Origin of the sequence: Oscillibacter hominis (genome assembly GCF_014334055.1) — a bacterium.
Classification (GTDB): domain Bacteria; phylum Bacillota; class Clostridia; order Oscillospirales; family Oscillospiraceae; genus Oscillibacter; species Oscillibacter hominis.
Genome location: NZ_CP060490.1, coordinates 1,449,366 through 1,473,769, shown reverse-complemented (window position 1 = coordinate 1,473,769; position 24,404 = coordinate 1,449,366). Strand labels below are relative to the sequence as shown.

The window sequence follows — 24,404 nt, the reverse complement described above, 5'->3', positions numbered from 1 at the left end:
CTCATTTTTTACTGTTGTGCTTGAATCAAATCAGTGGCTGCAGTCCTCTACATACAGCTCGCGGACCGCGTTGGGATCTGCGGCGGCAGCGGGAGCTGCTGCGGGTTCCTCCTTATGGGGATTGTCCCGGTAGTCCAGGAATTTGGGAGCGACCTGGGGGAACAGGGCCAGGCTGAGGATGTCCTCCTCACTCTTGGCGATGTCCTTATACTCCGCGCGATACTTCTCCAACTCGGGCTCCAAAAGATCAGCAGGCCGGCAGGTGATCACGTCCTCGGGAGCGATGCCCGCTTTGGCACGGACCTCTTCATTGATCTCACCAGGCAGTTTGCCGTACTCGCCGCGCAGCATGGCCTTGGACTCCTTGGGGAAGGTCTTGTAGCGCTGGCCGGTGATGACATTCATGACAGCCTGGGTGCCCACGATCTGGGAAGAAGGAGTCACCAGGGGAGGATAACCGAAATCTTTGCGGACGCGGGGAATTTCAGCCAACACATCATAATACTGATCCTCTTTCCCAGCCTGCTTCAGCTGGGAGATCAGGTTGCTGAGCATGCCGCCGGGAACCTGATAAAGAAGCGTGTTGGTGTCCACATGCAGCACCTTGGGATCCAAAGAGCCTTCGGCCTGCAGGCGGGCGGCCACCTTGCGGAAGTGCTTGGCGGCTTCGCTCATTTTGCCAAGGTCCAGGCCGGTGTCCCGCGGGGTGCCCTTCAGCGTAGCCACCAGGGACTCTGTAGCCGGCTGAGAAGTGCCGTTGGCCATGGGGGAGAGCGCGGTATCCACAATATCCACGCCGGCCATAGCGGCCATCAGATAGACCATATCGCCGGTGCCGGTGGTGTTGTGGGTGTGCAGGTGGATGGGGACGGAGACCGTTTCCTTCAGATGCTTAACAAGGGAGTAAGCATCCATGGGCAGGAGCAAATTGGCCATATCCTTGACGCAGATGGCGTCGGCGCCCATTTCCTCCAGTTCCTTTGCCAGCTTGACAAAGTATTCTTCGCTGTGGATGGGGGAGATGGTGTAGGAGAGGGTGGCCTCCACCTGGCCGCCGTACTTCTTGGTGGACTTGATGGCCTGCTCCAGGTTGCGGATGTCGTTGAGGGCATCGAAAATACGGATGATGTCAATGCCGTTTTCAATGGACTTGCGGCAGAAGGCGTCGACCACATCATCGGCATAGTGCTTGTAGCCAAGGATGTTCTGGCCCCGGAACAGCATCTGCAGCTTGGTTTTGGGAAGTGCCTTGCGCAGGGCGCGCAGGCGCTCCCAGGGGTCCTCGTTGAGGAAGCGCATGCAGCTGTCAAACGTTGCACCGCCCCAGCACTCCAGGGAGTAGTAGCCGATGCTGTCCAACACCTCGCAGGCAGGCAGCATATCCTCCAGCCGCATTCTGGTGGCGGCCTGGGACTGGTGCGCGTCGCGGAGGATGGTGTCGGTGATCAGCAGGGGCTTGTTGCTTAAAAATTCCATGTTGTCCTCCTATTAGCCGAACAGTGCCATCAGCACGCCGGCTGCAATTGCGGAACCGATCACGCCGGCCACATTGGGGCCCATGGCGTGCATCAGCAGGAAGTTGGCGGGGTTGGCCTTCTGGCCCTCCACCTGGGAGACACGGGCGGCCATCGGCACGGCGGAAACGCCGGCGGAGCCGATCAGGGGGTTGATCTTTTCCTTCAGGAACAGGTTCATGAACTTGGCAAGCAGAACACCGCCTGCGGTGCCGAAGCCGAACGCCACAACACCCATGGCCATGATCAGCAGGGTCTTGCCGGCCAGGAAGGTGCTGGCGGTGGCGGTGGCGCCCACGGAGATGCCGAGGAAAATGGTGACGATGTTGATGAGCTCGTTCTGAACGGTCTTGCTCAGACGATCCACAACGCCCGCTTCCTTGAAGAGGTTGCCCAACATCAGGCAGGCAATCAGGGGGGCGGCAGAGGGCACCAGCAGGGCCACAAACACGGTGACGACGATGGGGAAGATAACTTTTTCTTTCTTGGAGACCACACGCAGAGGCTTCATGACGATTTCACGCTCCGCCTTGGTGGTCAGCGCACGCATGATGGGAGGCTGGATCACGGGCACCAGAGCCATATAGGAGTATGCGGCCACAGCGATGGGGCCCAACAGCTGGGGAGCCAGCTTGGTGGTGACGAAGATGGCGGTGGGGCCGTCAGCGCCGCCGATGATGCCGATGGAGGCGGCTTCCTGCGGAGTAAACTGGCCGGACAGGTTGCAGCCCACGAAGGTCATGAAGATGCCCAACTGTGCGGCGGCGCCTAACAGCAGGCTCTTGGGATTGGCGATCAGGGGACCGAAGTCGGTCATGGCACCCACGCCCATAAAGATCAGGCAGGGATAGATGCCAAGCTTGACGCCTAAGTACAGATAGTCAATCAGGCCCTTGGTCACCGCCGCGTCACCGAACGCGGCCCAGTCCACATGGCCGCCGGCAAAAAGGGCCTCATGGTACATGTCGGCGCCGGGGAGGTTGGTGATGAGCATGCCGAATGCAATGGTCACCAGCAGCATGGGTTCAAACTTTTTCACCACTGCGAGATACATCAGAATGAAGGAGACGACGATCATGATCAGGCATTTCCAGTTGTCACCCACGCCAAACTGGTAAAAACCCGTCTGTTGAATAAAATTCAGAATTGCTTCCATTTTTCTTACTCCTGTCTCAAGACTTTACTGAATGACACACAGCAGTGCACCAGATTCCACAGTGGCGCCCTTGGTGGTGTTCACAGAGGCGATGGTGCCGTCGCAGGGGCACATGATCTCGTTTTCCATCTTCATGGCCTCGAGGATCATCAAAACCTGGCCCTTCTTCACCGCGTCGCCGGCAGCGACATTGATGGAGAGGATGGTGCCGGGCATGGGGCTTGCCACCTTTTCGCCATTGGCGGGAGCGGCAGCAGGAGCAGCGGCGGGGGCGGCAGGTGCGGGAGCGGCAACAGGTGCAGCAGCAGGAGCAGCGGCGGGGGCGGAACCGGAGATGTCTTCAAGGGTAATTTCATAAGCGGTTCCGTTGACATTGACTTTGTATTTCTTCATGTTCTTCTTCTCCTATACCTTAAAGTTTTTTCACAGACAGAATGCGGATAGCGGAGATATCGGTACCCAGCTCGTCTGCCACGGCCGCAGAAATCGCGGCAATCATCTCCTGGCGGTTCGGAATAGACGCTTCAGCGGGTACGGGTGCAGATGCGGCGGCAGGTGCTGCGGCCACGGGGGCTTTCGATGCCTTTGCTCCACACGCCCTACTCATGAGGGTTGCCAGAACAATGATGCAAATCAGACCGAAAAATACGGTTCCGATTCCCAGCAGGCATACGAACAAATTGGAATACGCCATGACTGATCCTCCTTAATGCCAATTTGAATTCATTGTAACAAAATTGTGAACGAAATACAATGACTTCCGTGACATAATTTTTTGATGTGATGACAAAATTACGTTAATTTTTTGTATGAAACAGACAAATAACGGAGGAAAGCTTGCAAAATTTATGCTTTCTTCTTGAGAAGAACCGTGATAAAATGACACTGTTCTTGCATGCAGATGGATAGAAAGTTGGGATGGAATGCAGTATCGGGATGTCAAACGAGCTCGCTTTCTGGAGCGGCCGAACCGGTTCATCGCCTATGTGGACCTGGAAGGCCGGCGCCAGATCTGCCATGTGAAAAATACGGGGCGCTGCCGGGAACTGCTCCTCCCGGGCGCGGAGGTTTTTTTGGAAACGGCGGAAAACCCGAACCGGAAAACGCCCTATGACCTGATTGCGGTGCGCAAGGGGGATCGGCTCATCAACATGGATGCCCAGGCGCCCAACCATGTCTTTGGGGAGTGGGCGGCGGATCACTGGCCCGGGGTGCGGGAAATTCGTCCGGAGTACACCTATGGGCATTCCCGGTTCGATTTCCGCATAGACACAGAGCAGGGAAGCGAATTCGTGGAGGTCAAGGGCGTCACGCTGGAAGAGGACGGATTCGCCCGGTTTCCGGACGCGCCCACGGAGCGGGGCGTGAAGCACATTGAGGAGCTCCAGCGCGCGGCGGAGGCTGGATTTGGCGCCACGCTGTTTTTCGTGGTACAGATGGAGGGAATCCACAGCGTGGCGCCCAACGACGACACCCACCCGGCCTTTGGGGCGGCGCTGCGACAGGCATCCCGGAATGGTGTCCGGGTGCTGGCATATGACTGCCTGGTATCTCCGGACCGCCTGGAGCTTCACTCCAGGGTGAAGGTGATTTTGTAGGCGGACATCAAAAAAGGAGGAAGACATTGGGAGTTCTGGAATTGTTCTTGATTGGAATCGGCCTGTCCATGGATGCCTTTGCGGTGTCGGTGTGCAAGGGGCTTTGCATGAAGACGGTGAATCTGAAGCACACTGCGGCCATTGCGCTGTTTTTTGGCGCCTTTCAGGCGCTGATGCCCTTTTTGGGCTGGTGGCTGGGGTCTCAGTTTGCCCGTTATATTGTAGCCGTTGACCACTGGGTGGCCTTTTTGCTGCTGGGCTTCATCGGCGGAAAGATGGTGAAGGAGAGCTTCGGCGGCGCGGGGGAAACGGCCTGTGACGCGGAGCAGCGGCTGGACTACAGGGAGCTGCTGATTTTGGCCGTGGCCACCAGCATTGACGCGCTGGCCGTGGGTATCACCTTTGCCTTTTTGGACGTGTCCATTGGGATGGCCGTCTCCATCATCGGGCTGACTACCTTTGTGCTGTCTTTTGCAGGCGTATTCGTGGGAAATGTCTTCGGCACCCGGTACAAGCAGCGGGCGGAACTGGCCGGCGGCGTGATTTTAATCCTCATCGGGGTGAAGATCCTGCTGGAGCACCTGGGGCTTATTTGAGAAAGGTCTTTTCCGATTCCCGGGCGCATATCCTGAATCCCATGGAGGGGCTGTATGGAGGTGCTGACCGGGATTTTATGCGCTATGGCGCTGTTTCTCTTTGGCATGTCGCTGTTGGGGGAAAGCCTTCAGGCGATGTTTGAAAAGGGGAGGGGTTTACATACGCTGCCCAAACGGGGCGGCTTTTTGCTGGGGGTTGGAGTGACCGCACTGCTCCAGTCCTCCTCCGCCACCACGGTGCTGGCGGTTTCGCTCTGCGACTCCGGGCTGCTTTCCTTTTCCCAGGCTTCCGCGGCCATTGCAGGGGCCAATGTGGGGACGACCTCCACGGCCTGGCTATTGTGTCTGGGGTGGAGCGTGCCGGAAGGGGAAGAGGTAGTGCTCGCCCTGCTGGCTGTGGCCGGGCTGGGGCTGTATCTTGCCGCCAGGCGCCGGACGGCCGGGGCGGCACTGATCGGGCTCTTTTTGCTGCTCAGCGGGATGCGGAGCCTGGTGGCCGCCGCCGCGCCGTTGGGGGATACGGCGCTTTTCCTGCGATTGGCGTCGCTGGCGGAGCATCCAATGTTGGGGTTTTTGGCCGGCGCGGCCTTTACCGGCGTTCTCCAGAGCTCCAGCGTCAGCGTGGGCATGCTTCAGGCGCTGGCCGCCGGCGGGACGCTGCGGCGGGCGGCGGCGGTGCCGCTGCTGTTGGGAATCAATGTGGGAACCTGTTCCACCACGCTGCTCTCTGCCCTGGGCTGCGGCACAGCAGGCCGGAGGGCCGCGGCGTTCCATCTGCGGTTCAACTTGGTGGGCGCAGCCCTTTGGATGCCTATTTTCCTCTGGCGGGGCCTGTTGGCCGCGCCGGTGACACCGGTGGAAATCGCAGCATGCCATACGCTCTTCAACCTGACCGCTTCGGTGGCTGCGCTGCCCACGGTGGAACAATACCGTGTGTTGCATGGGCTGCAGTCCACGGCGGGCCGTAAAAAGAGAAGGCCGGCCCATGGGGCCAAATCAAAAGCCGAGTGAATCTTCACTCGGCTTTTTCACATGGTTCCTATGGCTGGCGGAGGACTGCCCGCCCGGCCGCCATGCTCTCAGGGATGGAGATCACCCGCTGGTTGCGGCTGCCTCGCCAGGGGAGGGATAAGGTCCTCTGCTCCAAGAGGAAGGGGCCGTCCACCAACACGTCAAGCTCCCGCAGAAGAGCCTGCTGGGCCGGTGTGCCCTGGAGCAGCTGCTCATAGGTGTAGCCGGAGTAGCTCCACACATTCAGGCCGTTTTCGTGGGCGGCCCGGGCTAGCATCAAACACTCCTCCGGCTGCTCGAAGGGCTCTCCCCCGGAGAGGGTCAGCCCATCGGTCAAGGGGTTGGACAGCATCCGTTCCGCCAGCTCCTCCACCGGATGCTCAGACCCACCCGCGGCGTCATGGGTTTCAGGATTGTGGCAGCCGGGACAGCGGTGGGTGCAGCCCTGGACGAACACGGTGAAGCGAAAGCCCGGCCCGTCCACAATGGAGTCCTGTACCGTGGCGGCAATACGCATTCCGATCCCACCCTTCAACGCTGCGTCAGGGAGTGTTTCACCCGGTCCCGGACCTCTGCCCGCTTGGCGTCGTTGAACCGGTCCAGGGTGCCCACCAGGTATCCGGTGATGCGGCGGATCCGTTCAAAGCCCACGTCGCCGTCGCACTCGCGGCGGCCGCAGCCGGGGCACTCGTCGTTGATGATGCCGTTGTAGCCGCACAGGGGGTCCCGGTCCACCGGGTGGTTGATGGAGCCGTAGCCGATGCCCTGATCCTTCATGCAGCGGATGACCTTTTCAAAGGCCTCCAGATTCTGCACCGGATCGCCGTCCAACTCAACGTAGCTGATGTGGCCTGCGTTGGTCAGGGCGTGGTAGGGCGCCTCTAACTGGATTTTCCGGAAGGCGGAAATGGGGTAGTATACGGGGATGTGGAAGCTGTTGGTGTAGTATTCCCGGTCGGTGATGCCGGGAAGAATGCCGAAGCGCTGCTTGTCGATCTTCACAAACCGGCCCGAAAGGCCCTCAGCCGGTGTGGCCAGCAGCGTGAAATTCAGGCCCCGTCTCCGGGACTCCTCGTCCATCCTGGAGCGCATATGGGCCACGATCTCAAGCCCCAGGCGCTCCGAGCGCTCGTCCTCTCCGTGGTGATGGCCGGTGAGGGCCACCAGGGTTTCCGCCAGGCCGATAAAGCCGACGGACAGCGTGCCGTGGCGGAGCACCTCCCGGACCTCGTCGTTCCAGCCCAGCTGCTCCGAGTCCAGCCAAACGCCCTGGCCCATCAGGAAGGGGTAGTTGCGCACATGCTTGCGGCACTGGATCTCAAAGCGCTCCAGCAGCTGTTCCACGCAAAGGTCCAGCATCCGGTCCAGAGAGTCGAAAAAGACTTCGATGTCGCCCTTTGCCCGGATGCCCAGCCGGGGCAGGTTGATGGTGGTGAAGCTCAGGTTTCCCCGGCGGTTGCAGATTTCCCGGGATGGGTCAAAGACGTTGCCGATAACCCGGGTGCGGCAGCCCATGTAAGCAATTTCCGTCTCCGGATGGCCGGGCTTATAGTACTGGAGGTTGAAAGGCGCGTCTATAAAGCTGAAATTTGGGAACAGCCGCTTGGCGCTGCACCGCATGGCCAGCTGGAAGAGGTCGTAATTGGGGTCGCCGGGGTTGTAGTTGACTCCCTCCTTGACCCGGAAGATCTGGATGGGGAAGATGGGCGTCTCCCCTCCGCCCAGGCCCGCCTCTGTGGCCAGCAGCAGCTTTTCCATCACCAGCCGCCCCTCCGCAGAGGTGTCGCAGCCGTAGTTGATGGAGGAAAAGGGCACCTGGGCGCCGGCACGGGAATGCATGGTATTGAGGTTGTGGAGCAGAGCCTCCATGGCCTGATAGGTGGCCCGTTCCGTCTCCTGTACGGCCTGGCGGTAGGCAAAGGACTGATACCGCTCCGCCTGGTTTTCATCCAGGCGGAAGCACTCCATGAGAGCGGGCTGTTCCGCCTTCTGATAGGCGCCGCAGTCCGCCAGGGAGGGCTGCAGCCCGGACTGCTCATAGACCTCATCCAACAGCTTGCGCAGCGCCTCGTCGCAGCCTTCCCCGCCGCATTCCAGGCTCAATGCCCGGGCCAGGTTCTGGCGGTACGTGCGCCGGAAGGTCTTGCCCACGCCGATGGCCATGCCATAGTCGAAGTCGCAGATGGACTGCCCGCCATGCTGGTCGTTCTGATTGGACTGGATGGCGATGCAGGCCAGGGCGGCATAGGAGGAGATGTCGTTGGGCTCCCGCAGGGTGCCGCTGCCGGTGCAGAAGCCGCCGGCGAACAATCTGCGGATGTCGATTTGGGTGCAGGTGGTGGTAAGGGTATAGAAGTCCAGGTCGTGGATGTGGATGTCACCTTCCCGATGGGCCTTGGCGTGCTCCGGCTTCATGACGAACATCTGGTAAAACTGCTTGGCGCCCTCGCTGCCGTATTTGAGCATGGAGCCCATGGCGGTGTCGCCGTCGATGTTGGCGTTTTCCCGCTTGATGTCGCTGTCGATGGCATCTGCGTAGGTGATGTCCTCGTATATTTTCATCAAGCGGGTGTTCATCTCCCGGGCGCGGCTGCGCTCATTGCGGTAAAGAATATAGGCCTTGGCGGTCTGGATATAGCCATTGTCCATCAGAACCCGCTCCACCAGGTCCTGGATGTGCTCCACCTCAGGCTCGTCGATCCCCTCCACCTCCAGGATGGAGGCCACCTCGGCGGCCAATTGCCGGGCAGCCTCCGTCTGGCCCGGTTTATAGGTGGCGTCAAAGGCCTTGCCAATGGCCCGCGCGATCTTTTCCTGGTCAAACTCTGCCATGCGGCCATCGCGCTTTCGGATTTTTGTAATGGTCATATGCGGGATACCCTCATTTCTCTTACCATATCTTGTGCAATCATTGCTGTGCATCTCAGAAAGTTACTATTTATCGTATCACCGGCTGATTGGGCTGTCAATATGGAGACTGCCTGAACCCGGCAGGGGCCGGGCGCGGAAAGGCGCACAGCAAAGCTCCCGCGCCTTGCGGCGCGGGAGCCCTTTATGAAAGTGAAATGCCCTTAGCAGCAGGCAGACCCGCTGTTGCAGCCACAACCACTGTTGCAGCCACAGCCGCTGTTACAACCACAGCCACAGCCACCCCAGCTGTTACCGCCGCCACAGCAGCAGCAAACGATGATCAACAGAATGATGATCCAGCAGCAGCTGTTGCCGCCGCCAAAGAAGCCCTGATTACACATACCGGGAACCTCCTATGAAATGTTGGCCGGTGAACCGGTCACAGTTCATAGTATGCTGTCGTGGGGAAAGGGTGCACAGCGGCCTAAAAAATTCGGCCGCCGGTGATCATGGCCCTGGCGGAGAGCAGTTCATCGGAGGTAAAGACGCCGCTGTCCATCAGCTTCTGCTCCAAGGTCCCGGAGCCGTCGCTCAAAGAGGCGTCCAGGGCGTAATAGGAGACATACACCAGCTGTGCCCGGAGAAATGTGCCCGACTGGAGCATGGACACCTCGGCATCGGTGAGGACACCGGCGCTGCGGGCCGTGGCCATTGTAGCCGAGAGGTCTGTGTTGGCAGAGGAGCTGTAGCCCAGGGCGCGCAGCAAAAACTCCATGTACTGATTGGCGGAGATGGCCTGGTCGGGCTGAAAGAGCGTGGCAGTGAAGCCGTTGGTATAGCCCTTGGAGTAGGCGTAGGAGACATAGTGCTCCGACAGGGAGCCCCTGGCGATGTCGGTGAAGGGGATGGGGCCGGTATAAGATAGGGCCGCCTCTTCCTCGCCTAAAACACGGATGAACATGATGAGGGCCTGGATGCGGGTGGGCGCCATCTCCAGGTCAAAGCCGGAACCATAGCCGGTGTAGCTGCCCTTAAATAGATGAAGGGTTTTTAATGCCGAGGCAATGGCATTGTAATCCACGGAGTCGGAAAGGGTGAACCGGTAGGGCCCCTCATAGTGCAGCACCGCGGTCTTTGAGGTGACGGTAAAGGAAGCCGCCGTATCCTCCGCCACCAAATACCTGTGGTTGGCCGTCAACGCCGTGCCGCTGGGCATCTCTTTGCCGGCGGTGATGTCCACCACGGCGCCGGATGGGAAGGTGACCTTCATTGAGCCGGCCAACAGCATGCAGTCCGTGCCGGTGCTGCCGCACAGCACATCCCCTTCCTTCAGGCGGATTTCCTGTGTGGAGGAAGCATAGGTACCGGCACTCCCCTGGCCGGACGCATTCAGCCGGGCATCCACTGCGCTGTTGACCTTGTCAGTGAAGGTGCCGTTGAGGTAGGAGAGGGAGACCAGCGGGTCGGAGCTGTCTCCGCCGCTGGCCAGCGCTGCCAGGATGCAGCAGGCCGCAGCCAGAAAGGCGATGGGCGCCAGTGCTCTTTTTTTCATAGGGCTCCTTCCGTTTACGGATTGACAATCCGGTAGCTGAGCGTCAGCAAACTGTCAGAAAAGTGGATGTTCTCGATTTTGACCTCCGGGTTGGAGGAGACAAGCTCCAGGTTGGTAAAGTTCCAGAACCCGCGGATGCCGAGGTCCGTCAGGCGGTCCGCCAAATCCTGGGCAATGGATTTGGGCACAGTGAGAGAGACCACATCCACCTTGTGGGTGCGGATATAGTCCTCCAACTCGTCCATATGGTAGATATGTACGCCGTTGATGTCTGTCCCGATGATGGATGGAGCAATGTCAAAGGCCGCATCCACGGCAAAGCCGCACTGGGAGAAGCGAAAATTCTGGAGCAGGGCGTGACCCAAGTTGCCCACACCGATCATAATCAGGTGGTGGCTCTGATCCACCCCCAGGATGTGCCCGATTTCAGAGCGCAATTCCTCCACATTGTAACCGTATCCCTGCTGGCCGAACTCACCAAAGCAGCTGAAATCCTGCCGGATCTGAGAGGCAGTGATACCCATCTTTACCCCCAGGGAATGTGAGGAGATGCGAATGACGCCTTTGTTGCACAGATCATTCAGGTGCCTGTAGTATCTGGGAAGGCGCCGAATCACGGCGTCGGAAATGTTCTGCTTTTTCATATGATTACTCCTACCACTGGTAAAAAGATACACACAATTGACAACATTATAATAAAGTAAATTTCCGTATTTAGTGTATCGCAAAAGGAGCGAGTTTGTCAATTTTTTTAACAATCTTTTTTTGAAAAATTTTTCTTTACAGATTTGGTTTTATGTGTTATCCTTAACAAAGATGCGCGCCCGTAGCTCAGTTGGATAGAGCGTTAGACTCCGACTCTAAAGGCCGCTGGTTCGAATCCAGTCGGGCGTACCAAAAAGTCACGACAATCTGGATATCGTAGGTTGAATGCCTACGGCGCCAGGCGGTTGTGGCTTTTTTCTTATCCTAAATTGAGGCTTTTTCCAATAGATTTTGAGGCAGCTTGAGGGGCTGTGATGATTCGAACTCCCGTTTCCGGAGAATTACCCCCCAAATTTCACAGTGCCCTTTTTCAATGGCGAGAAAAAGCGCGCCGCCACACCAGTAAAAATTGCACAAAATGAAAGCGCCCGTTTTCAAGACTGGTAACAGTCCACAAAACGGGCGCTTTTATTTTAGAAAGGACGGAGATCAACATGCTATAATGTGGGCAAGAAAAAGAGGCCGGTATGAATCTTGGTCAAGGTTTTGTAGCTGTATGTGCTGGGACAGGCACACGATCAAGAGCAAACCCGGCTGCGATCTGCTGATCGGGATGGACGGGGAGCATCTTTGCTTCTGCGATGCATTTGCGTCGAAGACACTGCGGAGCACCTGCTGATGGATTACACCGACCAGTCTGGAGTGGTGGCGGGCCCATGGTACACCGGCAACGACAAATTTGAATTTGGAGAGGTATCCCACGATGAAAGCAATACGAAAGAAACGGGCGGTTGCCATAAGAATATGCCTGAGAAAGGATGTGATATAAAACAAGAAAGGATTTTAAGAACATGACTCACATTCCAGACCCTAATACGATCTTCCCAAACGAATACAAAACCTCATGCTTTATCAAGAATATAATCACAGCCACCAATATTACGGTTGGAGATTATAGCTATTATGATGATGCGGTTGACCCCACAGGTTTTGAAAAGAACAATGTGCTATTCAACTACCCTGAGTTTGGTGATAAACTTATCATCGGCAAGTTCTGTCAGATTGCTTCCGGAACCAAGTTCATTATGGGAGCGGCAAATCATCGAATTAGTAGTGCAACAACCTATCCATTTCATGTGTTCGGTGGCGCATGGAGTGAAAATACGCTGCCGCACATGGAACAGCTTCCTCACAAGGGCGATACAATTATCGGAAACGATGTCTGGATTGGGCAAGAGAGCATAATTATGCCCGGTGTGAAAATCGGTGACGGGGCAATCATTGCCGCTTATTCCGTTGTAGTCAAGAATGTTCCCCCTTACACGGTTTACGGCGGCAATCCTGCAAAGTTTATCAAAGACCGTTTTGATGACGAACTAAAAGACCTCCTTCTCCGTTTGCGATGGTGGGATTTTGCCCCGGAACAGTTGGTGGATATTCTTCCATTGCTGTGCAATCCTGACCTGATAAAACTAAAGCAATCATTGGCGGAGAAACTCATATAGGTATCGGCAACTTCCTGTTCGTCTGGCCGATGAAATCGCCTGATTTGGTAAAAGGCACACCTTCCGCTATTCCACAATATCCAGATTGTAGTGATATTCCATAAGGAAACCCTTGGAGCTCTATGCTCCAAGGGTTTCCTTTTTCGATGCACACATATCCTGTTATAAGCAGCTGCTTTTTCAAGACCCCATCATCATATGCCCATAAACGCCCTCCGTGTCCATATCCTGCCGTTTCAATTTGCAGGTATCCATCCGGCCCACGCAGCTTTCCGGACCCCCATTGCACCAAAGAATGCATTGCAGGCCAATATTGGCGCTCCAAATGGAGGAGGGACGTTGAACCACAGCGTGCTGCAAAACCGGGACAAGCCGGACCAGCACCCCATCGGCGCCATCTCCGGCCTGGAGGCGGAGCTGGCTGGGAAAAGTGTGGAACCTATGACCAACGCGGACATCGAAATGATATTGGGAGGATTTTTCAATGGCTAAATTTTTGGACGACAACGGCCTGCTGTACTTCTGGAGCAAGATCAGGGCGGTCATCCCCAAGCGTACCAGCGACCTTATGAACGACAGCGGCTTTCTCACCGCATCCGACATCCCGGAAGGCGCGGCGGCCAGCACCACCACGCCGAAGATGGACGGAACGGCCGCCGTGGGCTCAGAGCTTGCCTTTGCCCGGGGCGACCACGTGCATCCCAGCGACGCCAGCAAGGTGGACAAGGTTGCCGGGAAGGGGTTAAGCGCCAACGACTACACCACGGCGGAGAAGGAGAAGCTGGCGGGCATCGCGGCGGGAGCCAACCTCTACGTCCTGCCCGACGCCAGCACCACGGTCAAGGGCGGCGTGATGCTCTCCGCCAGCACCAGTGATGCCAGTAGCACCAAGGCGGCCACGCCCAGCGCCGTCAAGGCGGCCTACGACCTGGCGGCCTCCAAACAGAGCCCCGCCACCACGCTGGCCGGCTATGGGATCACGGACGCATACACCAAGGCCCAGGTGGACGGCCTGGTCTCCGGCGCGCTCCACTACAAGGGCACCAAGGCCGCCTACGCGGAGCTGCCCGCCACGGGGAACAAGGTGGGCGATGTGTGGAACATCACGGCCGCGGACAGCGCCCACGGCGTGAAGGCCGGGGACAACGTGGCCTGGAACGGCAGCGAGTGGGATGTGCTCTCGGGCACCGTGGACCTGAGCGGCTATCTCCAGATCACGGACGTGATCTCCAACGCGGAGATCGACACCATCGTGGCCGGTTAGGGGGTGCGGTATGGCAAATTATTTGGACAGCGCCGGGCTGCGGCATTTATGGGGTAAAATCCAGGCCCTGGCGGCGGGCAAGGCGGCGGTCGGCCACAGCCACGACGACCGCTATTATACAGAGGTGGAAATAGACACAAAGCTGTTGGATGTATCTGACCATATGGACGCGGCCAAGCCCGTCCTGCTCACGATCCCCGCCGGACGGGTCGCGGGGGATGTGAATGGGGATGGGAAGATCGACGATACCGATGTCGCGGTTCTTAGAACATATTTCAACCGAAATATAAACGAGTATTCCACAGAAGAAGAGCGCCTTTCGCTCCTGGCGGCGGATATTGTCAGCAGCGGAAAAATAAACAGCTCAGATTTGAGTAAATTAATGACTCTTAAAAACGGGGTCAGGGATGCTACAAATGTGAGAGATGTCCTTGGCGTCTGGACAGTCAGAAGCGATTTCCCGGATGGGCTGACCTACCTCTTCACCAAGGAAATCGCGGTGGAGGGCGTCACGGCGGCGTCAAAGATTGCGCTGTCAATTCTGGGGAAAACCAGCTTTGCGGGCACCGTGGAGGCAATGGACGGCGGAATCCGGATTTACTGCATGGTTCCTCCGCTGGAGGACCTCACGGCACAGCTTTCGATTTGCAGAGGCGGCACGGCGGCCAATGGGCCGACGGAGCTCCTTACGGTCATGCCCTCGCCAAAATCGGAAACAGTTAAGCTGACAGCCGCGGAGTGGGATGCAGCTGCAAAGACCCAGAGTGTGGCGGCGCCCGGCGTGAGCGTCAGCAACGCGGTGACGCCGACGCCCGGTCCGGCAAGCTGGGAGGCGGCAGGAAAAGCTGGAGTGAGGTGCACGGGTCAGGGAGAGAACAGCCTGACCTTTACCTGCACAACGGTCCCAACTGAGGATTTGACCTACAACATACTTATCCAGGAGGTGCAGTGAGATGCCTATTTTTAACCCGATCTTAGTGGGCGGGGGTGGGAGTGATGCGGCCCCGTTCTCCGATCAAATCTTTGGGTATTTCTCGAGTTTAAAAGGGCATGTGCTCCGGATAGAAAGCGCAATCGACGTGAATGGGGAAACATTGCCCTGTGAGCCGGCGCTTTCTCTTCCGTGTGAATACTGGGCTGCCAGGGCGGCTTTGCCGACCCGATTAGAAGAGATACTGGGCAGTGATTATGCCAGCGACGCAATGGTCATTGACGGTACACTGTCTGGGGCAAGCTTTCAGACACGGCCGGAGAACGAATGTACAATCATGGTTTCCTTCCCCGGCGCCACGCCAAACTCACCCATACATGTTGTGGGATACCGTAGCGGCATAGGCTATGTAACATTGGACTGTACGGTGGGAAACGGCACGGTTGAATACAGGATACTGGATTTTCCCATCTATTCCATCATTTAAAGGAGAGACAATTGGATGGAGACCTTGATCTTGCTTTTATCCGGCGCCGCGGGGGCGGCGATGATTAAGCTGTTGGACGGCCTTCTCCAGTTTGCCCTCCAGCGCCGGGCAAAGCGGCAGGACGATGGGCAGGCACGGAAGACGGAGATGGAGAAGCGCATCGAGGCCATTGCGGACTGCATGATGGTCACGATGTTGGACCGCATCCAGTACCTCAGCAAGTGCTACATAAAGGATGGGTGCGTGGATGTGGAAGACCTGCGCAGGCTCCACATCATGCACGAGAAGTATCACGCGGTGGGCGGCAACGGGGACCTGGACAAGCTCATTGCCCAAGTGGACGAGCTGCCTTATAAAATTTAAAAAGGAGAAAATAGTATGAATCTGAAACAGTACGCATGGAACATCTTTGAGATCGCCAAGGCCAACAACGAGGATTTGGGGGTTGCCAGGAGGATGCTGGTCAACAACATCTCCCAGGGCAGGGCGGTAAACAGCGGCGCCGGTCTGGACTACGCCGCCCTGAAGAAGGAGTGGGAGGCCATGGACGGCGAGGCCCAGAAGGCCGCCCTGGAGGAGCTGAACAAGTACATCACCGACTTTTCCACCGACGCGCCCTATCATAGCCTCTGTAAGGCCTTTGAGCAGGGTGACCGGGAGGCATTTGAGAAGGTGCTGGAGAGATGAAAGAGGCCCTGCTCAGGAAGCTGGCAAACCTGCTGAGCATCAAGAGCCTGGTCACACTGGCACTGACCGCGGTGTTCTGCGTCCTTGCCCTGCGCGGCGGGGTGAATCAGGATTTCATGACCATTTTCACGGTGGTGATCGCATTTTATTTCGGAACCCAGGCCAGGAAAGAGGGGAGCGGCAATGGCGATCGTCAATAACTTGCTCACCGTTGCCCGGGGAGAGGTGGAAATAAAGAGTCCCCAGCCAATTCCAACAGGGTCAAATACACTGGTACTATGACAAAGAGGTGTCCGGCAGCGCGTACCCCTTGGTGCATGGTGTTCGTGCAATGGTGCTGCGCCCGGGCTGGTGTGACCCTTCCGGTCAGACGGCCAGCTGCGGCGCAATGAGTGCGCGGCAAATGGCGTTTTACTGAGAACATATTTAGTTATGGTGTACTATTTTGAAGGCCCCTGGAGAGAGTACTCTCTCCAGGGGCTTTCCCATTGTCATGAACATTTGAGGAGCGGAAAAAGAGCATTTTTCCCATTTTTGAAAAATAACTTTCTGTTTGCAGAATATTCGCACAATTTTGCGAAAAATCTGTGGTACTGTCAAAAAAATGCAGGATATTACCACAGAAAGAGAGAAAAAAAGTGAAAATATTTGCATATCACGGGATGAAAAATGTGTCGGGGTCCCGCATCCGCCAGGCAAGAAGGGCGCTGAAACTGTCGCAGACAGAGCTGGCGGCCCAGCTGCAGGTCCGAGGGGTGGTCCTTGAGCGGGATACCATCAGCAGGATGGAGATTGGGGACCGGATTGTAGCGGATTATGAGCTGCGCACGATGGCGGAAATCCTGAAGGTGGATGTGGCGTGGCTTCTCAATGTGGAAGAAGGGGAGGAACAGTGGGTGGGCCAGGCCGGCGAGCGGCCCGACGCCTATTGATCTTGTGTGAACAAGAGGGGGGATGCCATGTTATCCACGCGGCTGCAAGATGCGGGAAGGGGTGCAGGTGAAAGAAAGAGAGGTCATATGTCAACTATTGGGATGGGAATGAACCAGTGCTGCCCGGAGGAAATCAGGTGGGCTTCAGGAACAGCCATTGACAGACTGCCCCACGGAATTGCGGGAGGAAAAACGTACATATTAGGCTGTTGACTGAGGCATACCTCATAGCGGCGTGAGCCGGCGTTAGGTAAAATTTTCCTATATTCTGTCGAATTGGGGAGGTTTTGCTGATGCGTCAATATAAAACACTGCTTCAGGTATTTCTCCGCAACTCGATCTATACCTACCGCAAGGAGAAGGGATACAGCCAGGAACGGATGGCGGAACTGCTGCACATCTCGCCCCGGTCCTACATTGACCAGGAGCATGGCAAGTACAGCTTCTCGGCCCTCTCCGTGATCTTTTTCCTGATCTCAATCCCGGAGGAGCTGGTATTGAGTCTTTTGCGCGCATTCAAGAAGCTTGTGCAAGAGGAGGAAGAGCATGGAGACGTGGCATGACGGGGAAAAGCTGCTCTCGGATATATACGATCTGCTGTACCGCCTTGGATTGACGGCGAACTACACCGGCTTCTTCCGGATCTCCTATGCGATTTTCCTGTCGGTGGAGAACCCGCAGAGGCTGGCGCTTGTGACAAAATGGCTGTACCCGGAGGTGGCAAAGCACTACGGGACGACGTGGCAGGCGGTGGAGCGGAACATCCGGGCCGCGGTGACCCTCATATGGAACCACAGGTCGCCGCTGCTGCCGGAGCTCTTTGGGGTGCCGCTGCCGCCCAAGCCCCGCAATGCCCAGTTCCTTGCCGTTGTGGCCGGCTACTTTTCCCTTTCTCCCGTTGCGTAGAAAGAATATTTTGGGCAGCCACGTGCAGGCTTCATGACCTATGATAAAAGGACGCAGGCATTAACAACCTGCGTCCTTTTATTCATCTTTGTATAACGGTTGCGCGGAAACCTCCAACTCCCTTAAGCCTGGCTGCAGGGGAACGCGTCCAGGTACCGGAGCGCTTTGAGGAGAAATAATCCGACTGGACGATACAGGTGCAATACGGAGAATTACCGGATGATTGGAGATCCGGGACAGTGGCATTGACGCCAAATGGGTTTACCATGCGGCAGAGCTTGTGATGTTATTTAAACGGAGCGAATCAGATCTCCTGAGACGGCAGACGTTGGAGCGCCGCCATAGAGCCGGTCCGTCACTTGCGATGCGCATTTTACGCCGGGAATGATATCATGGAAAGAAGAGAGACTACCAGTGGGTCAAATTTTTACAAACAGGAGGAAGCGCCATGTGCACCAGCATCACTTTACAGACAGCGGACTGCTATTTTGGACGCACCCTTGATTTGACGTGTTCATTCGGGGAGCGGGTCGTCATCACTCCCCGGAATTATGGCTTCCGGTTTCTCCGGCAGCGGCCGCTGGACCACCACTATGCCATGATCGGCATGGCAAGCGTCTGGAATAACTATCCCCTCTACGCCGAAGCCGTCAACGAGAAGGGGCTTTACATGGCGGGTCTGAACTTTCCCGGCAATGCCTGCTATCCGGAGTCCAGCCAGCCGGGGAAAACCGACGTGTCCCCGCCCGAGCTGATCCCGTGGATTCTGGGCCGATGCGAAACCGCCGCGCAGGCAAAGGAGCTCCTTGGCCGGGTCAACCCCATTGGAATTCCCATCGCAGAAGAGCTGCCGCTGTCCCCGCTCCACTGGCACGTCGCGGACGCCGATGGCTCTTTTGTGGCGGAGCCCCTGGAGGGCGGGATGAGGATTTATGACAATCCGGTGGGCGTGCTGACCAACAACCCCACGTTTGAGTTCCACCTGACCAATCTCAACCGCTATATGCACCTGACGCCCCATGCCCCGGAAAACCGCTTTGCAACCCAGCTCAACCTGAACCAGTTCGGTGAGGGGATGGGCGGCATCGGCCTGCCCGGGGACTCATCCTCCACCTCCCGGTTTGTGAAAGCCGCGTTCCACAAGCTGAATTCGGTCTGCGGGGATGGGGAGCAAGCGTCTGTCTCCCAGTTTTTCCATGTGCTGGACGCCGTCTCCATGGTGCGGGGGAGCGTGGTGACAAAGGGCGGCGAGCAGGACATCACCACCTATGCCTGCTGCATCAACGGAAGGACGGGGGTCTATTACTACAAAACCTATGAAAACAGCCAGATCACGGCGGTGGGGCTTTTCCGGGAGGAACTGGACGGCGGGGAGCTGAGGGAATTCCCCCTGGTGACGGAGCAGCGGATCCGCTTTGAAAATTAAAAGAGGCCGCCCCGTTATGGGGCGGCTTCTGCTTCCTCCACGATCTGCTCCAGAACCGCAATAAGATCATGGAGATTGTTCAGATGGACGTCGCGGGAGAGGATTTCGTTTTTGAGATCAATGGACAGTGACTCCAGCTTAGGCCGGAGCACCGGATTGACATAGGACATTCAGATCACCTCTGTTCATGGTACGGGAAGCGGCTATTTTTTGGAGTCCGGTTCCTCGGTGCTGAGGCTGTGCTTGAGATGCTCGCCGATCATGGTCAGCTCACCCGGGGAGCAGATGTCGGCGCCCGATCGGTTGATGAAGGAGCGCACCTGCAAGGGCAGGGAGTTGAAGTACTCCTCCATGCTTGGGTCCTGATATTTCATGGAATCACCCTTGCTTATCTTTTCCCGCTGGCGGACGGATTATTGCAATTGCAATGCATCATTATTGCCGCGGTCAGGAACGTGCTGGATAACGAATATCGAAAGCCGTATATGGTGCTCTTCCATGACGTCACAGACGCCATTCAGGCATTGGATCAGCGGAACATCGCCGGGGCAAAGGCGCTGCTCATCCGGGCCCAGCAGCAGGCGGAGGCGGCCTTCCTGGAGTTTGGGGAGCCAAAAAGTGAATCGTGAGGGAAAATCCTCCTGCGGAAAAAGCGCGGGAGGATTTTTCTTTTGAGGCCGGGTGTGGTAAAGTAGAGAAATGATACAAAAATGATGGAACCTTGACGCAAACTGTAAAGAAAGAGGTGAGTGCGTTGAATAGAATCCTGATTGCGGAGGACGAGGCCCCCATTGCCAATCTGGTGCGCACGGCGCTGGAGGAGGCGGGGTACTCCTGCTCGTGGGCGCCTGACGGGGACAGGGCGGCGGACCTGCTGGAAAAAGAGATGTTTGACCTGGTGCTGCTGGACATCATGCTGCCCCGGGTGAATGGATATGAGCTGCTGGAATATTGCCAGGAGTTAGACGTGCCGGTCATTTTTCTAACCGCCAAGGGCGAGCTCCAGGACCGGGTGAAGGGCCTGCGCATGGGGGCGGAGGACTACATCACCAAGCCCTTTGAGCTGATGGAGCTGCTGGCCCGGGTGGAGACGGTGCTGCGCCGCTGCGGCAAGAGCGGGCGGGTGATCTCCCTGATGCCGGACATAGAGATCGACACCGCCTCCCGGGTGGTGAGAAAGAATGGGGCCCCGGTGGCACTCACTGTAAAGGAATATGACTTGCTGCTGCTCTTCTGCCAGAACCGGAACGTGGCCCTCTACCGGGACCGGATTTACGAGCGGGTCTGGGGCGAGGAATATTTGGGGGACAGCCGCACGGTGGACCTGCACATCCAGCGGCTGCGGCGGAAGTTAGGGCTGGAGGACCGGCTGGTGGCAGTATACAAAGTGGGGTATCGGCTGGAGGTGTGACATGCGGCTCTTTTGGAAACTCTTTTGCTCCACGGTGCTCATCACCGTCCTGGCGTTCAGCTTAGGCAGCTATTTCCTCATCGACTCCTTCTTCCGCTCCTCTTTGGAGCGGGAGGTGACGGCGGTATATGAGGAAAACGATCTGCTGCGCTACACCTTGGGGCGGGAGATGGATTTGTACTTTCCCTCCGTCACCAAGGAGGACGTGGCCACGGCCGCCTCACGGCTGACCATCACCACCTCCCGGGGGACCGTGGCCTTTCGCCTCAGCGACCAGGATGGGAACCAGCTGGCCGGCAGCGGGACGCTGCCCATGGACTCCGCCATGACCGCTACGCTGGAGGAGGGCCAGCGGGGCTGGGAGCTGAGGCGGGGCTGGGGCAGTTATTATATCCATGCGGCAAGCCCCATGGCCATCGGCGGCGGCACGCTCTACCTGGAGAACTGCCGGAAGGTGGGAGAACTGTTTCTCACACGGGAGGAGCAGTACAGGACCTTTTTCTACCTGATGCTGGGCCTTGTGGCGGCAGTGGGGCTGGTCTCACTGTCGGTATCCGTGGTGATGCTGCGCCCTCTTGGGCGGCTGTCGGCGGCCACTAAGCGGATGGCGGCGGGGGAGCTTTCCGAACGGGTGGCCGTGAAGGGCGACGACGAGCTCGCTCAGCTCTCCACGGACTTCAACGTGATGGCGGCCCGTCTGGAGGCCCAGGTGGAGGAACTGAAGGCGGCGGCCCGGCGGCAGGAGGACTTCCTCAACAGCTTTGCCCACGAGACAAAGACGCCTCTGACCTCCATCATCGGCTATGCGGACCTGCTGCGCTCCCGCCCGGCCTCGCCGGAGCAGGTCCGCCAGAGCGCCAGCTATATCTTCAACGAGGGGCGGCGGATGGAGGCGCTGTCCCGGAAGCTGATGGACCTGATCGTGCTGGAAAAGCAGGACTTTGTCCTCCGGGCGGCGGCCATGGACTCTTTTTTGGAGCGTGTGGGCGGCGTGCTGCGGCCGGCCCTGGAAAAGCAGGGCATCCGGCTGCGCCTCCGCGCCCAGGCCGCCCTTGTGCCCATTGAGCCGGATTTGATGGAGACGGTCTGCCTCAACCTGCTGGACAACGCCCGCAAGGCCATCTCCGGCCCCGGCCTCATCCTGTTGGAGGGCCTTGAGGAGGAGGGGGGCTACTGCATCCGGGTGACGGACACAGGGAAGGGCATTCCCCCCGAGGACCTGAGCCGCATCACCGAGGCTTTTTATATGGTGGATAAGTCCCGGGCCCGGGCCCAGGGCGGCGCTGGGCTGGGGCTTGCTGTGTGCCAGAAGATCGTGGCGCTCCACGGCGGGACCATGGAATTTCGCAGCATAGTGGGCCAGGGCACTCAGGTGCGGGTCCACCTGAAAGGGGGCGGGGAGGCATGACCCACTGGAAGCGGTGGCTGCTGCCTGTGCTCTCAGGCATTGCGGTGCTGGCCTCCATCTGCCTGCCCGAGTGGGCCTCTGGGCTCCGGGACCGGGAGCTGATGGGCACGGTGCATGCCGAGGCCATGGACGCCAGCCAGAACCTGCCCGTTTTGCCGTCCACGATACAAGAGAAGATGGAGCTGCTCTACAGCAGCTATGGCAAGATGGCGGATGAGGAGATCGGGACGGTGGAGCAGGAGCTGGGAAATTCCGCTGAGACGGAGGCCTGGCTCCGTGAGCTGGCCGACAGTATGCTGGAGCAGCTCTCCAACGTTCACCTGCTGCCTCAGGAGGCTGTCGAGATTTCCGAAATCGATGGTGTGCGGGAAGTGTGCCGCAGGATGGAGGATGGTGCCAGCGCAAGCTTTATCCGTATCTGGTCCTATGGGAAGGATGGGCTTTACCTGTTCTGTGTATTGGATGAGGAGACCGGGTTGGTGCTCCAGGCAGAGTGCAACCTGCCCAACCTTCCACAATACGACTCCTATGTCTTCGAGGCGGCTGATAGGGGGCTCCAGTATTTCCTTGGCATGGGGCTGGAGACGGAGCTCATCAGCGAGGGCGGCGACACGGCCCTCTTTGCGGTGGACGGCACGGAGGAACTGGTTTATTTCTTCACCGCCCGGATCGGCTACTTAAGCTTTGGGCCTGCGGGCCATCGGGGGGACTTTGCCGTTCAGCGCTGGCCCATCAATACCGATACAAGCGTGAGCGCAGCAATCAATTGATGCCAAATTGATGCAAAGATGTGACGAAAATGACGACTCCATATCGTACTATGGGTATACACCAAAGAAGGAGAGTGTATTCATGGCTGAGAATAGAATGATGCGATATGAAGAAGAGATCCCGGATCGGGAGTACTTTGTTGCGCCGCGGCGCGCACGCCGCCGTCGGCGCATCTCCTACAGGACGCTGCTGCTGTGCGCGGTGCTGTTTTTGAGCGGGCTCCTGTTAGGGCGCGCCCTGGCGGCGGAAGTGGATATAGAAGGCGGATCCCACTTGGGCGGGACCTCCGCCGGCCCGGAACCGGTACAGGCCATTGCGCCGGTGGTGGATCAGAAGAAGGACCCGGAGGAGTGGCAGCTGCTGCTGGTCAACAAGGACCATCTTCTGAACGAGGACTATAAGATACCGGAGATGACAAAGCTGCGCAACGGCCACAGCGTGGACAGCCGTATCTATCCCGACCTCCAGCGGATGATGGACGACGCAAGGGCGGCGGGGCTCCAGCCCCTGATCTGCTCCTCCTATCGCACATGGGACAAGCAGGAGGAACTTTTTCAAAGAAAGGTGAACTACTACCTCCAGCAGGGCTGCGGCCGGCAGGAGGCGGAGGAAAAGGCCTCCGCCTGGGTGGCGCGCCCTGGAACCAGTGAGCATCAGGCGGGCCTTGCGGTGGACATCGTGGATGTTGCCTACCAGATGCTGGATGAGCAGCAGGAGCAGACCGAGGTGCAGCAGTGGCTGATGGAACACTGCGCGGAGTACGGCTTCATCCTCCGCTACCCCACGGACAAGAGCGACCTGACCGGCGTCTCCTATGAGCCGTGGCATTACCGGTATGTGGGGAAGGAAGCCGCTGCGGAGATTATGGAACAGGGCCTCTGCCTGGAGGAGTACTTAAGCGGGCAGGATGATGTTTCCTGAATCGTGGCAACAAAAAGAGGTGCAGGTTCCAATTGGAACCTGCACCTCTTTTGCTCGGCGTGTGCGCTGAACCAAGGTCTCTCAGCGGACGATGCTATCCACAAGGGACTGCATCTCCTCTTTGGACTGAACGGAGTGGGTCCGGCTGATGATCTCCTGCTGCTGTTCCGGCGTCATGGAGGAGAAGGTCTCCATGGCGCTTTGGTTTTTCACCAGGGCCATGCCGAATCCCATGGGAAGGTCCCGCATCGGATCCATATTCGCTCACCTCACCCATAGTCTTCCGCGCCTGTATGGTTTTATGTATACTATCCCGCCCAAATCAGGAAGAGGCGGCACCTCAACAATGTGCAGGAAAAGATTCATTTTAAAAGCTGGAAAAAGAATGGGTATTGCAGTCAATTTGTGAGTCACAACATGAGAGTTCTTCATGTTACACATGAAGAATATTACTTTGACTTCATATAGAGGCCATGATAGTGTAAAAACATAATGAAATAACGGCAGACGAAGTTCATAGAAAAACAGCGTAAATGCTTACCGAAGGAGTAAAACTCTCAGGTGTCCGGAACTGGACGGGGACTATGAACAGATGTGGCTCTGGAGAAACTCAGAATGAGTGCCGAAGGTGCAATGCGTGCAATGCGCAAATCTCTCAGGCAAAAGGACAGAGTAGGCGGACAAGAGGCGTTTGAAAATAAACGGCCCTCTCGTTGCCTTGTGGAGCCAAGTGCAGGATTTCCTGCATTTGGCTTTTTTGTTGTCTGCCAGGA

General features: G+C 57.6%; 32 protein-coding genes, 1 tRNA gene and 1 riboswitch. Of the genes, 22 read left to right on the top strand and 11 right to left on the bottom strand.

What is annotated here, in order from left to right:
• Window positions 1–30: 30 nt before the first annotated feature.
• Genes H8790_RS07440 through H8790_RS07425 form a run of 4 tightly spaced genes read right to left on the bottom strand, consistent with a single transcriptional unit; the run spans window position 31 to window position 3,364 of the window.
• Window positions 31–1,476 (bottom strand): oxaloacetate decarboxylase subunit alpha, encoded by a 1,446-nt coding sequence (locus tag H8790_RS07440; RefSeq protein WP_187331927.1) that lies wholly within the window; start codon window positions 1,474–1,476, stop codon window positions 31–33.
• Between the two features lie 12 nt (window positions 1,477–1,488).
• Window positions 1,489–2,670, bottom strand: coding sequence for a sodium ion-translocating decarboxylase subunit beta (locus H8790_RS07435; protein ID WP_187331926.1), 1,182 nt, complete (start codon window positions 2,668–2,670; stop codon window positions 1,489–1,491).
• Between the two features lie 24 nt (window positions 2,671–2,694).
• A complete protein-coding gene (locus tag H8790_RS07430; RefSeq protein WP_187331925.1) occupies window positions 2,695–3,063 on the bottom strand; it encodes an acetyl-CoA carboxylase biotin carboxyl carrier protein subunit in 369 nt (122 codons plus the stop codon).
• Window positions 3,064–3,082: 19 nt separating this feature from the next.
• Window positions 3,083–3,364 (bottom strand): OadG family protein, encoded by a 282-nt coding sequence (locus tag H8790_RS07425; protein ID WP_187331924.1) that lies wholly within the window; start codon window positions 3,362–3,364, stop codon window positions 3,083–3,085.
• A 229-nt stretch (window positions 3,365–3,593) separates the two neighbouring features.
• On the opposite strand from H8790_RS07425, the gene sfsA reads away from it, so the two are divergent.
• The 3 genes from sfsA to H8790_RS07410 all read left to right on the top strand — a co-directional run bounded on the left by sfsA (window position 3,594) and on the right by H8790_RS07410 (window position 5,875).
• The gene (sfsA, locus tag H8790_RS07420; RefSeq protein ID WP_187331923.1) at window positions 3,594–4,268 is read left to right on the top strand and encodes a DNA/RNA nuclease SfsA; all 675 of its coding nucleotides are present in this window, start codon (window positions 3,594–3,596) and stop codon (window positions 4,266–4,268) included.
• Between the two features lie 68 nt (window positions 4,269–4,336).
• Complete coding sequence (locus tag H8790_RS07415; RefSeq protein WP_404821718.1) at window positions 4,337–4,864, top strand: manganese efflux pump MntP; 528 nt, start codon at window positions 4,337–4,339, stop codon at window positions 4,862–4,864.
• Between the two features lie 54 nt (window positions 4,865–4,918).
• A complete protein-coding gene (locus H8790_RS07410; RefSeq protein WP_187331921.1) occupies window positions 4,919–5,875 on the top strand; it encodes a Na/Pi cotransporter family protein in 957 nt (318 codons plus the stop codon).
• 28 nt (window positions 5,876–5,903) lie between these two features.
• Here H8790_RS07410 and nrdG read toward each other — a convergent pair whose 3' ends face one another.
• The 4 genes from nrdG to H8790_RS07390 all read right to left on the bottom strand — a co-directional run bounded on the left by nrdG (window position 5,904) and on the right by H8790_RS07390 (window position 10,921).
• Entirely contained in the window at window positions 5,904–6,392 is a 489-nt protein-coding gene (gene nrdG, locus H8790_RS07405; protein WP_187331920.1) for an anaerobic ribonucleoside-triphosphate reductase activating protein, read from the bottom strand.
• Between the two features lie 14 nt (window positions 6,393–6,406).
• Window positions 6,407–8,743 carry an anaerobic ribonucleoside triphosphate reductase gene (locus H8790_RS07400; protein WP_187331919.1) on the bottom strand — a complete coding sequence of 779 codons (2,337 nt, stop codon included), beginning with the start codon at window positions 8,741–8,743 and terminating at the stop codon, window positions 6,407–6,409.
• Between the two features lie 466 nt (window positions 8,744–9,209).
• Window positions 9,210–10,277, bottom strand: a complete 1,068-nt coding sequence (locus H8790_RS07395) for an S-layer homology domain-containing protein (protein WP_187331918.1) — start codon at window positions 10,275–10,277, stop codon at window positions 9,210–9,212.
• Window positions 10,278–10,291: 14 nt separating this feature from the next.
• Complete coding sequence (locus H8790_RS07390; RefSeq protein WP_187331917.1) at window positions 10,292–10,921, bottom strand: redox-sensing transcriptional repressor Rex; 630 nt, start codon at window positions 10,919–10,921, stop codon at window positions 10,292–10,294.
• A 176-nt stretch (window positions 10,922–11,097) separates the two neighbouring features.
• Here H8790_RS07390 and H8790_RS07385 point away from each other — a divergent pair.
• From H8790_RS07385 to bsh, 14 genes are all read left to right on the top strand, one after another.
• A tRNA-Arg gene (locus H8790_RS07385) sits at window positions 11,098–11,174 on the top strand.
• 486 nt (window positions 11,175–11,660) lie between these two features.
• Window positions 11,661–11,837 carry a hypothetical protein gene (locus H8790_RS07380; protein WP_187331916.1) on the top strand — a complete coding sequence of 59 codons (177 nt, stop codon included), beginning with the start codon at window positions 11,661–11,663 and terminating at the stop codon, window positions 11,835–11,837.
• A complete protein-coding gene (locus tag H8790_RS07375) occupies window positions 11,834–12,487 on the top strand; it encodes a CatB-related O-acetyltransferase (protein ID WP_187331915.1) in 654 nt (217 codons plus the stop codon). The genes H8790_RS07380 and H8790_RS07375 overlap by 4 nt, the downstream gene beginning before the upstream one ends.
• A gap of 339 nt (window positions 12,488–12,826) precedes the next feature.
• Window positions 12,827–12,979 carry a hypothetical protein gene (locus tag H8790_RS07370; protein WP_187331914.1) on the top strand — a complete coding sequence of 51 codons (153 nt, stop codon included), beginning with the start codon at window positions 12,827–12,829 and terminating at the stop codon, window positions 12,977–12,979.
• Window positions 12,972–13,751 (top strand): tail fiber protein, encoded by a 780-nt coding sequence (locus H8790_RS13780; protein ID WP_207724180.1) that lies wholly within the window; start codon window positions 12,972–12,974, stop codon window positions 13,749–13,751. Before H8790_RS07370 ends, H8790_RS13780 begins: the two co-directional genes overlap by 8 nt.
• A 10-nt stretch (window positions 13,752–13,761) precedes the next feature.
• Window positions 13,762–14,703, top strand: a complete 942-nt coding sequence (locus tag H8790_RS07360) for a dockerin type I repeat-containing protein (protein ID WP_187331913.1) — start codon at window positions 13,762–13,764, stop codon at window positions 14,701–14,703.
• Between the two features lies 1 nt (window position 14,704).
• Complete coding sequence (locus H8790_RS07355; RefSeq protein WP_187331912.1) at window positions 14,705–15,169, top strand: hypothetical protein; 465 nt, start codon at window positions 14,705–14,707, stop codon at window positions 15,167–15,169.
• Between the two features lie 15 nt (window positions 15,170–15,184).
• The gene (locus H8790_RS07350) at window positions 15,185–15,532 is read left to right on the top strand and encodes a hypothetical protein (RefSeq protein ID WP_187331911.1); all 348 of its coding nucleotides are present in this window, start codon (window positions 15,185–15,187) and stop codon (window positions 15,530–15,532) included.
• Between the two features lie 15 nt (window positions 15,533–15,547).
• Window positions 15,548–15,856, top strand: coding sequence for a hypothetical protein (locus tag H8790_RS07345; RefSeq protein WP_187331910.1), 309 nt, complete (start codon window positions 15,548–15,550; stop codon window positions 15,854–15,856).
• Window positions 15,853–16,056, top strand: coding sequence for a hypothetical protein (locus H8790_RS07340; RefSeq protein WP_187331909.1), 204 nt, complete (start codon window positions 15,853–15,855; stop codon window positions 16,054–16,056). The genes H8790_RS07345 and H8790_RS07340 overlap by 4 nt, the downstream gene beginning before the upstream one ends.
• Window positions 16,057–16,494: 438 nt before the next feature.
• Window positions 16,495–16,788 (top strand): helix-turn-helix domain-containing protein, encoded by a 294-nt coding sequence (locus tag H8790_RS07335; protein ID WP_187331908.1) that lies wholly within the window; start codon window positions 16,495–16,497, stop codon window positions 16,786–16,788.
• A gap of 293 nt (window positions 16,789–17,081) precedes the next feature.
• Window positions 17,082–17,351, top strand: coding sequence for a helix-turn-helix transcriptional regulator (locus H8790_RS07330; protein WP_187331907.1), 270 nt, complete (start codon window positions 17,082–17,084; stop codon window positions 17,349–17,351).
• A complete protein-coding gene (locus H8790_RS07325) occupies window positions 17,335–17,694 on the top strand; it encodes a sporulation initiation factor Spo0A C-terminal domain-containing protein (RefSeq protein WP_187331906.1) in 360 nt (119 codons plus the stop codon). The genes H8790_RS07330 and H8790_RS07325 overlap by 17 nt, the downstream gene beginning before the upstream one ends.
• Before the next feature lie 448 nt (window positions 17,695–18,142).
• Window positions 18,143–19,120, top strand: coding sequence for a choloylglycine hydrolase (gene bsh, locus H8790_RS07320; RefSeq protein WP_187331905.1), 978 nt, complete (start codon window positions 18,143–18,145; stop codon window positions 19,118–19,120).
• A gap of 14 nt (window positions 19,121–19,134) precedes the next feature.
• Here bsh and H8790_RS07315 read toward each other — a convergent pair whose 3' ends face one another.
• Together H8790_RS07315 and H8790_RS07310 are read right to left on the bottom strand one after the other, a co-directional pair.
• Window positions 19,135–19,290 (bottom strand): hypothetical protein, encoded by a 156-nt coding sequence (locus tag H8790_RS07315; RefSeq protein ID WP_187331904.1) that lies wholly within the window; start codon window positions 19,288–19,290, stop codon window positions 19,135–19,137.
• 33 nt (window positions 19,291–19,323) lie between these two features.
• On the bottom strand, window positions 19,324–19,494 hold the full coding sequence (locus tag H8790_RS07310; protein WP_187331903.1) for a hypothetical protein: 171 nt from the start codon (window positions 19,492–19,494) through the stop codon (window positions 19,324–19,326).
• Window positions 19,495–19,542: 48 nt separating this feature from the next.
• On the opposite strand from H8790_RS07310, the gene H8790_RS07305 reads away from it, so the two are divergent.
• The 5 genes from H8790_RS07305 to H8790_RS07285 all read left to right on the top strand — a co-directional run bounded on the left by H8790_RS07305 (window position 19,543) and on the right by H8790_RS07285 (window position 23,631).
• Window positions 19,543–19,749, top strand: coding sequence for a hypothetical protein (locus tag H8790_RS07305; RefSeq protein WP_187331902.1), 207 nt, complete (start codon window positions 19,543–19,545; stop codon window positions 19,747–19,749).
• Between the two features lie 125 nt (window positions 19,750–19,874).
• Window positions 19,875–20,531 carry a response regulator transcription factor gene (locus H8790_RS07300; protein WP_187331901.1) on the top strand — a complete coding sequence of 219 codons (657 nt, stop codon included), beginning with the start codon at window positions 19,875–19,877 and terminating at the stop codon, window positions 20,529–20,531.
• Between the two features lies 1 nt (window position 20,532).
• Complete coding sequence (locus H8790_RS07295) at window positions 20,533–21,939, top strand: sensor histidine kinase (protein ID WP_187331900.1); 1,407 nt, start codon at window positions 20,533–20,535, stop codon at window positions 21,937–21,939.
• Window positions 21,936–22,709: a hypothetical protein gene (locus H8790_RS07290; protein ID WP_187331899.1), complete on the top strand. Its 774-nt coding sequence runs from the start codon at window positions 21,936–21,938 to the stop codon at window positions 22,707–22,709. The genes H8790_RS07295 and H8790_RS07290 overlap by 4 nt, the downstream gene beginning before the upstream one ends.
• An 82-nt stretch (window positions 22,710–22,791) precedes the next feature.
• Window positions 22,792–23,631 (top strand): M15 family metallopeptidase, encoded by an 840-nt coding sequence (locus H8790_RS07285; RefSeq protein ID WP_243208450.1) that lies wholly within the window; start codon window positions 22,792–22,794, stop codon window positions 23,629–23,631.
• 81 nt (window positions 23,632–23,712) lie between these two features.
• Here H8790_RS07285 and H8790_RS07280 read toward each other — a convergent pair whose 3' ends face one another.
• Window positions 23,713–23,889 carry a hypothetical protein gene (locus tag H8790_RS07280; RefSeq protein ID WP_187334324.1) on the bottom strand — a complete coding sequence of 59 codons (177 nt, stop codon included), beginning with the start codon at window positions 23,887–23,889 and terminating at the stop codon, window positions 23,713–23,715.
• A gap of 332 nt (window positions 23,890–24,221) precedes the next feature.
• A riboswitch (glycine riboswitch) is annotated at window positions 24,222–24,312 on the top strand.
• The last annotated feature ends 92 nt before the right edge of the window (window positions 24,313–24,404 follow it).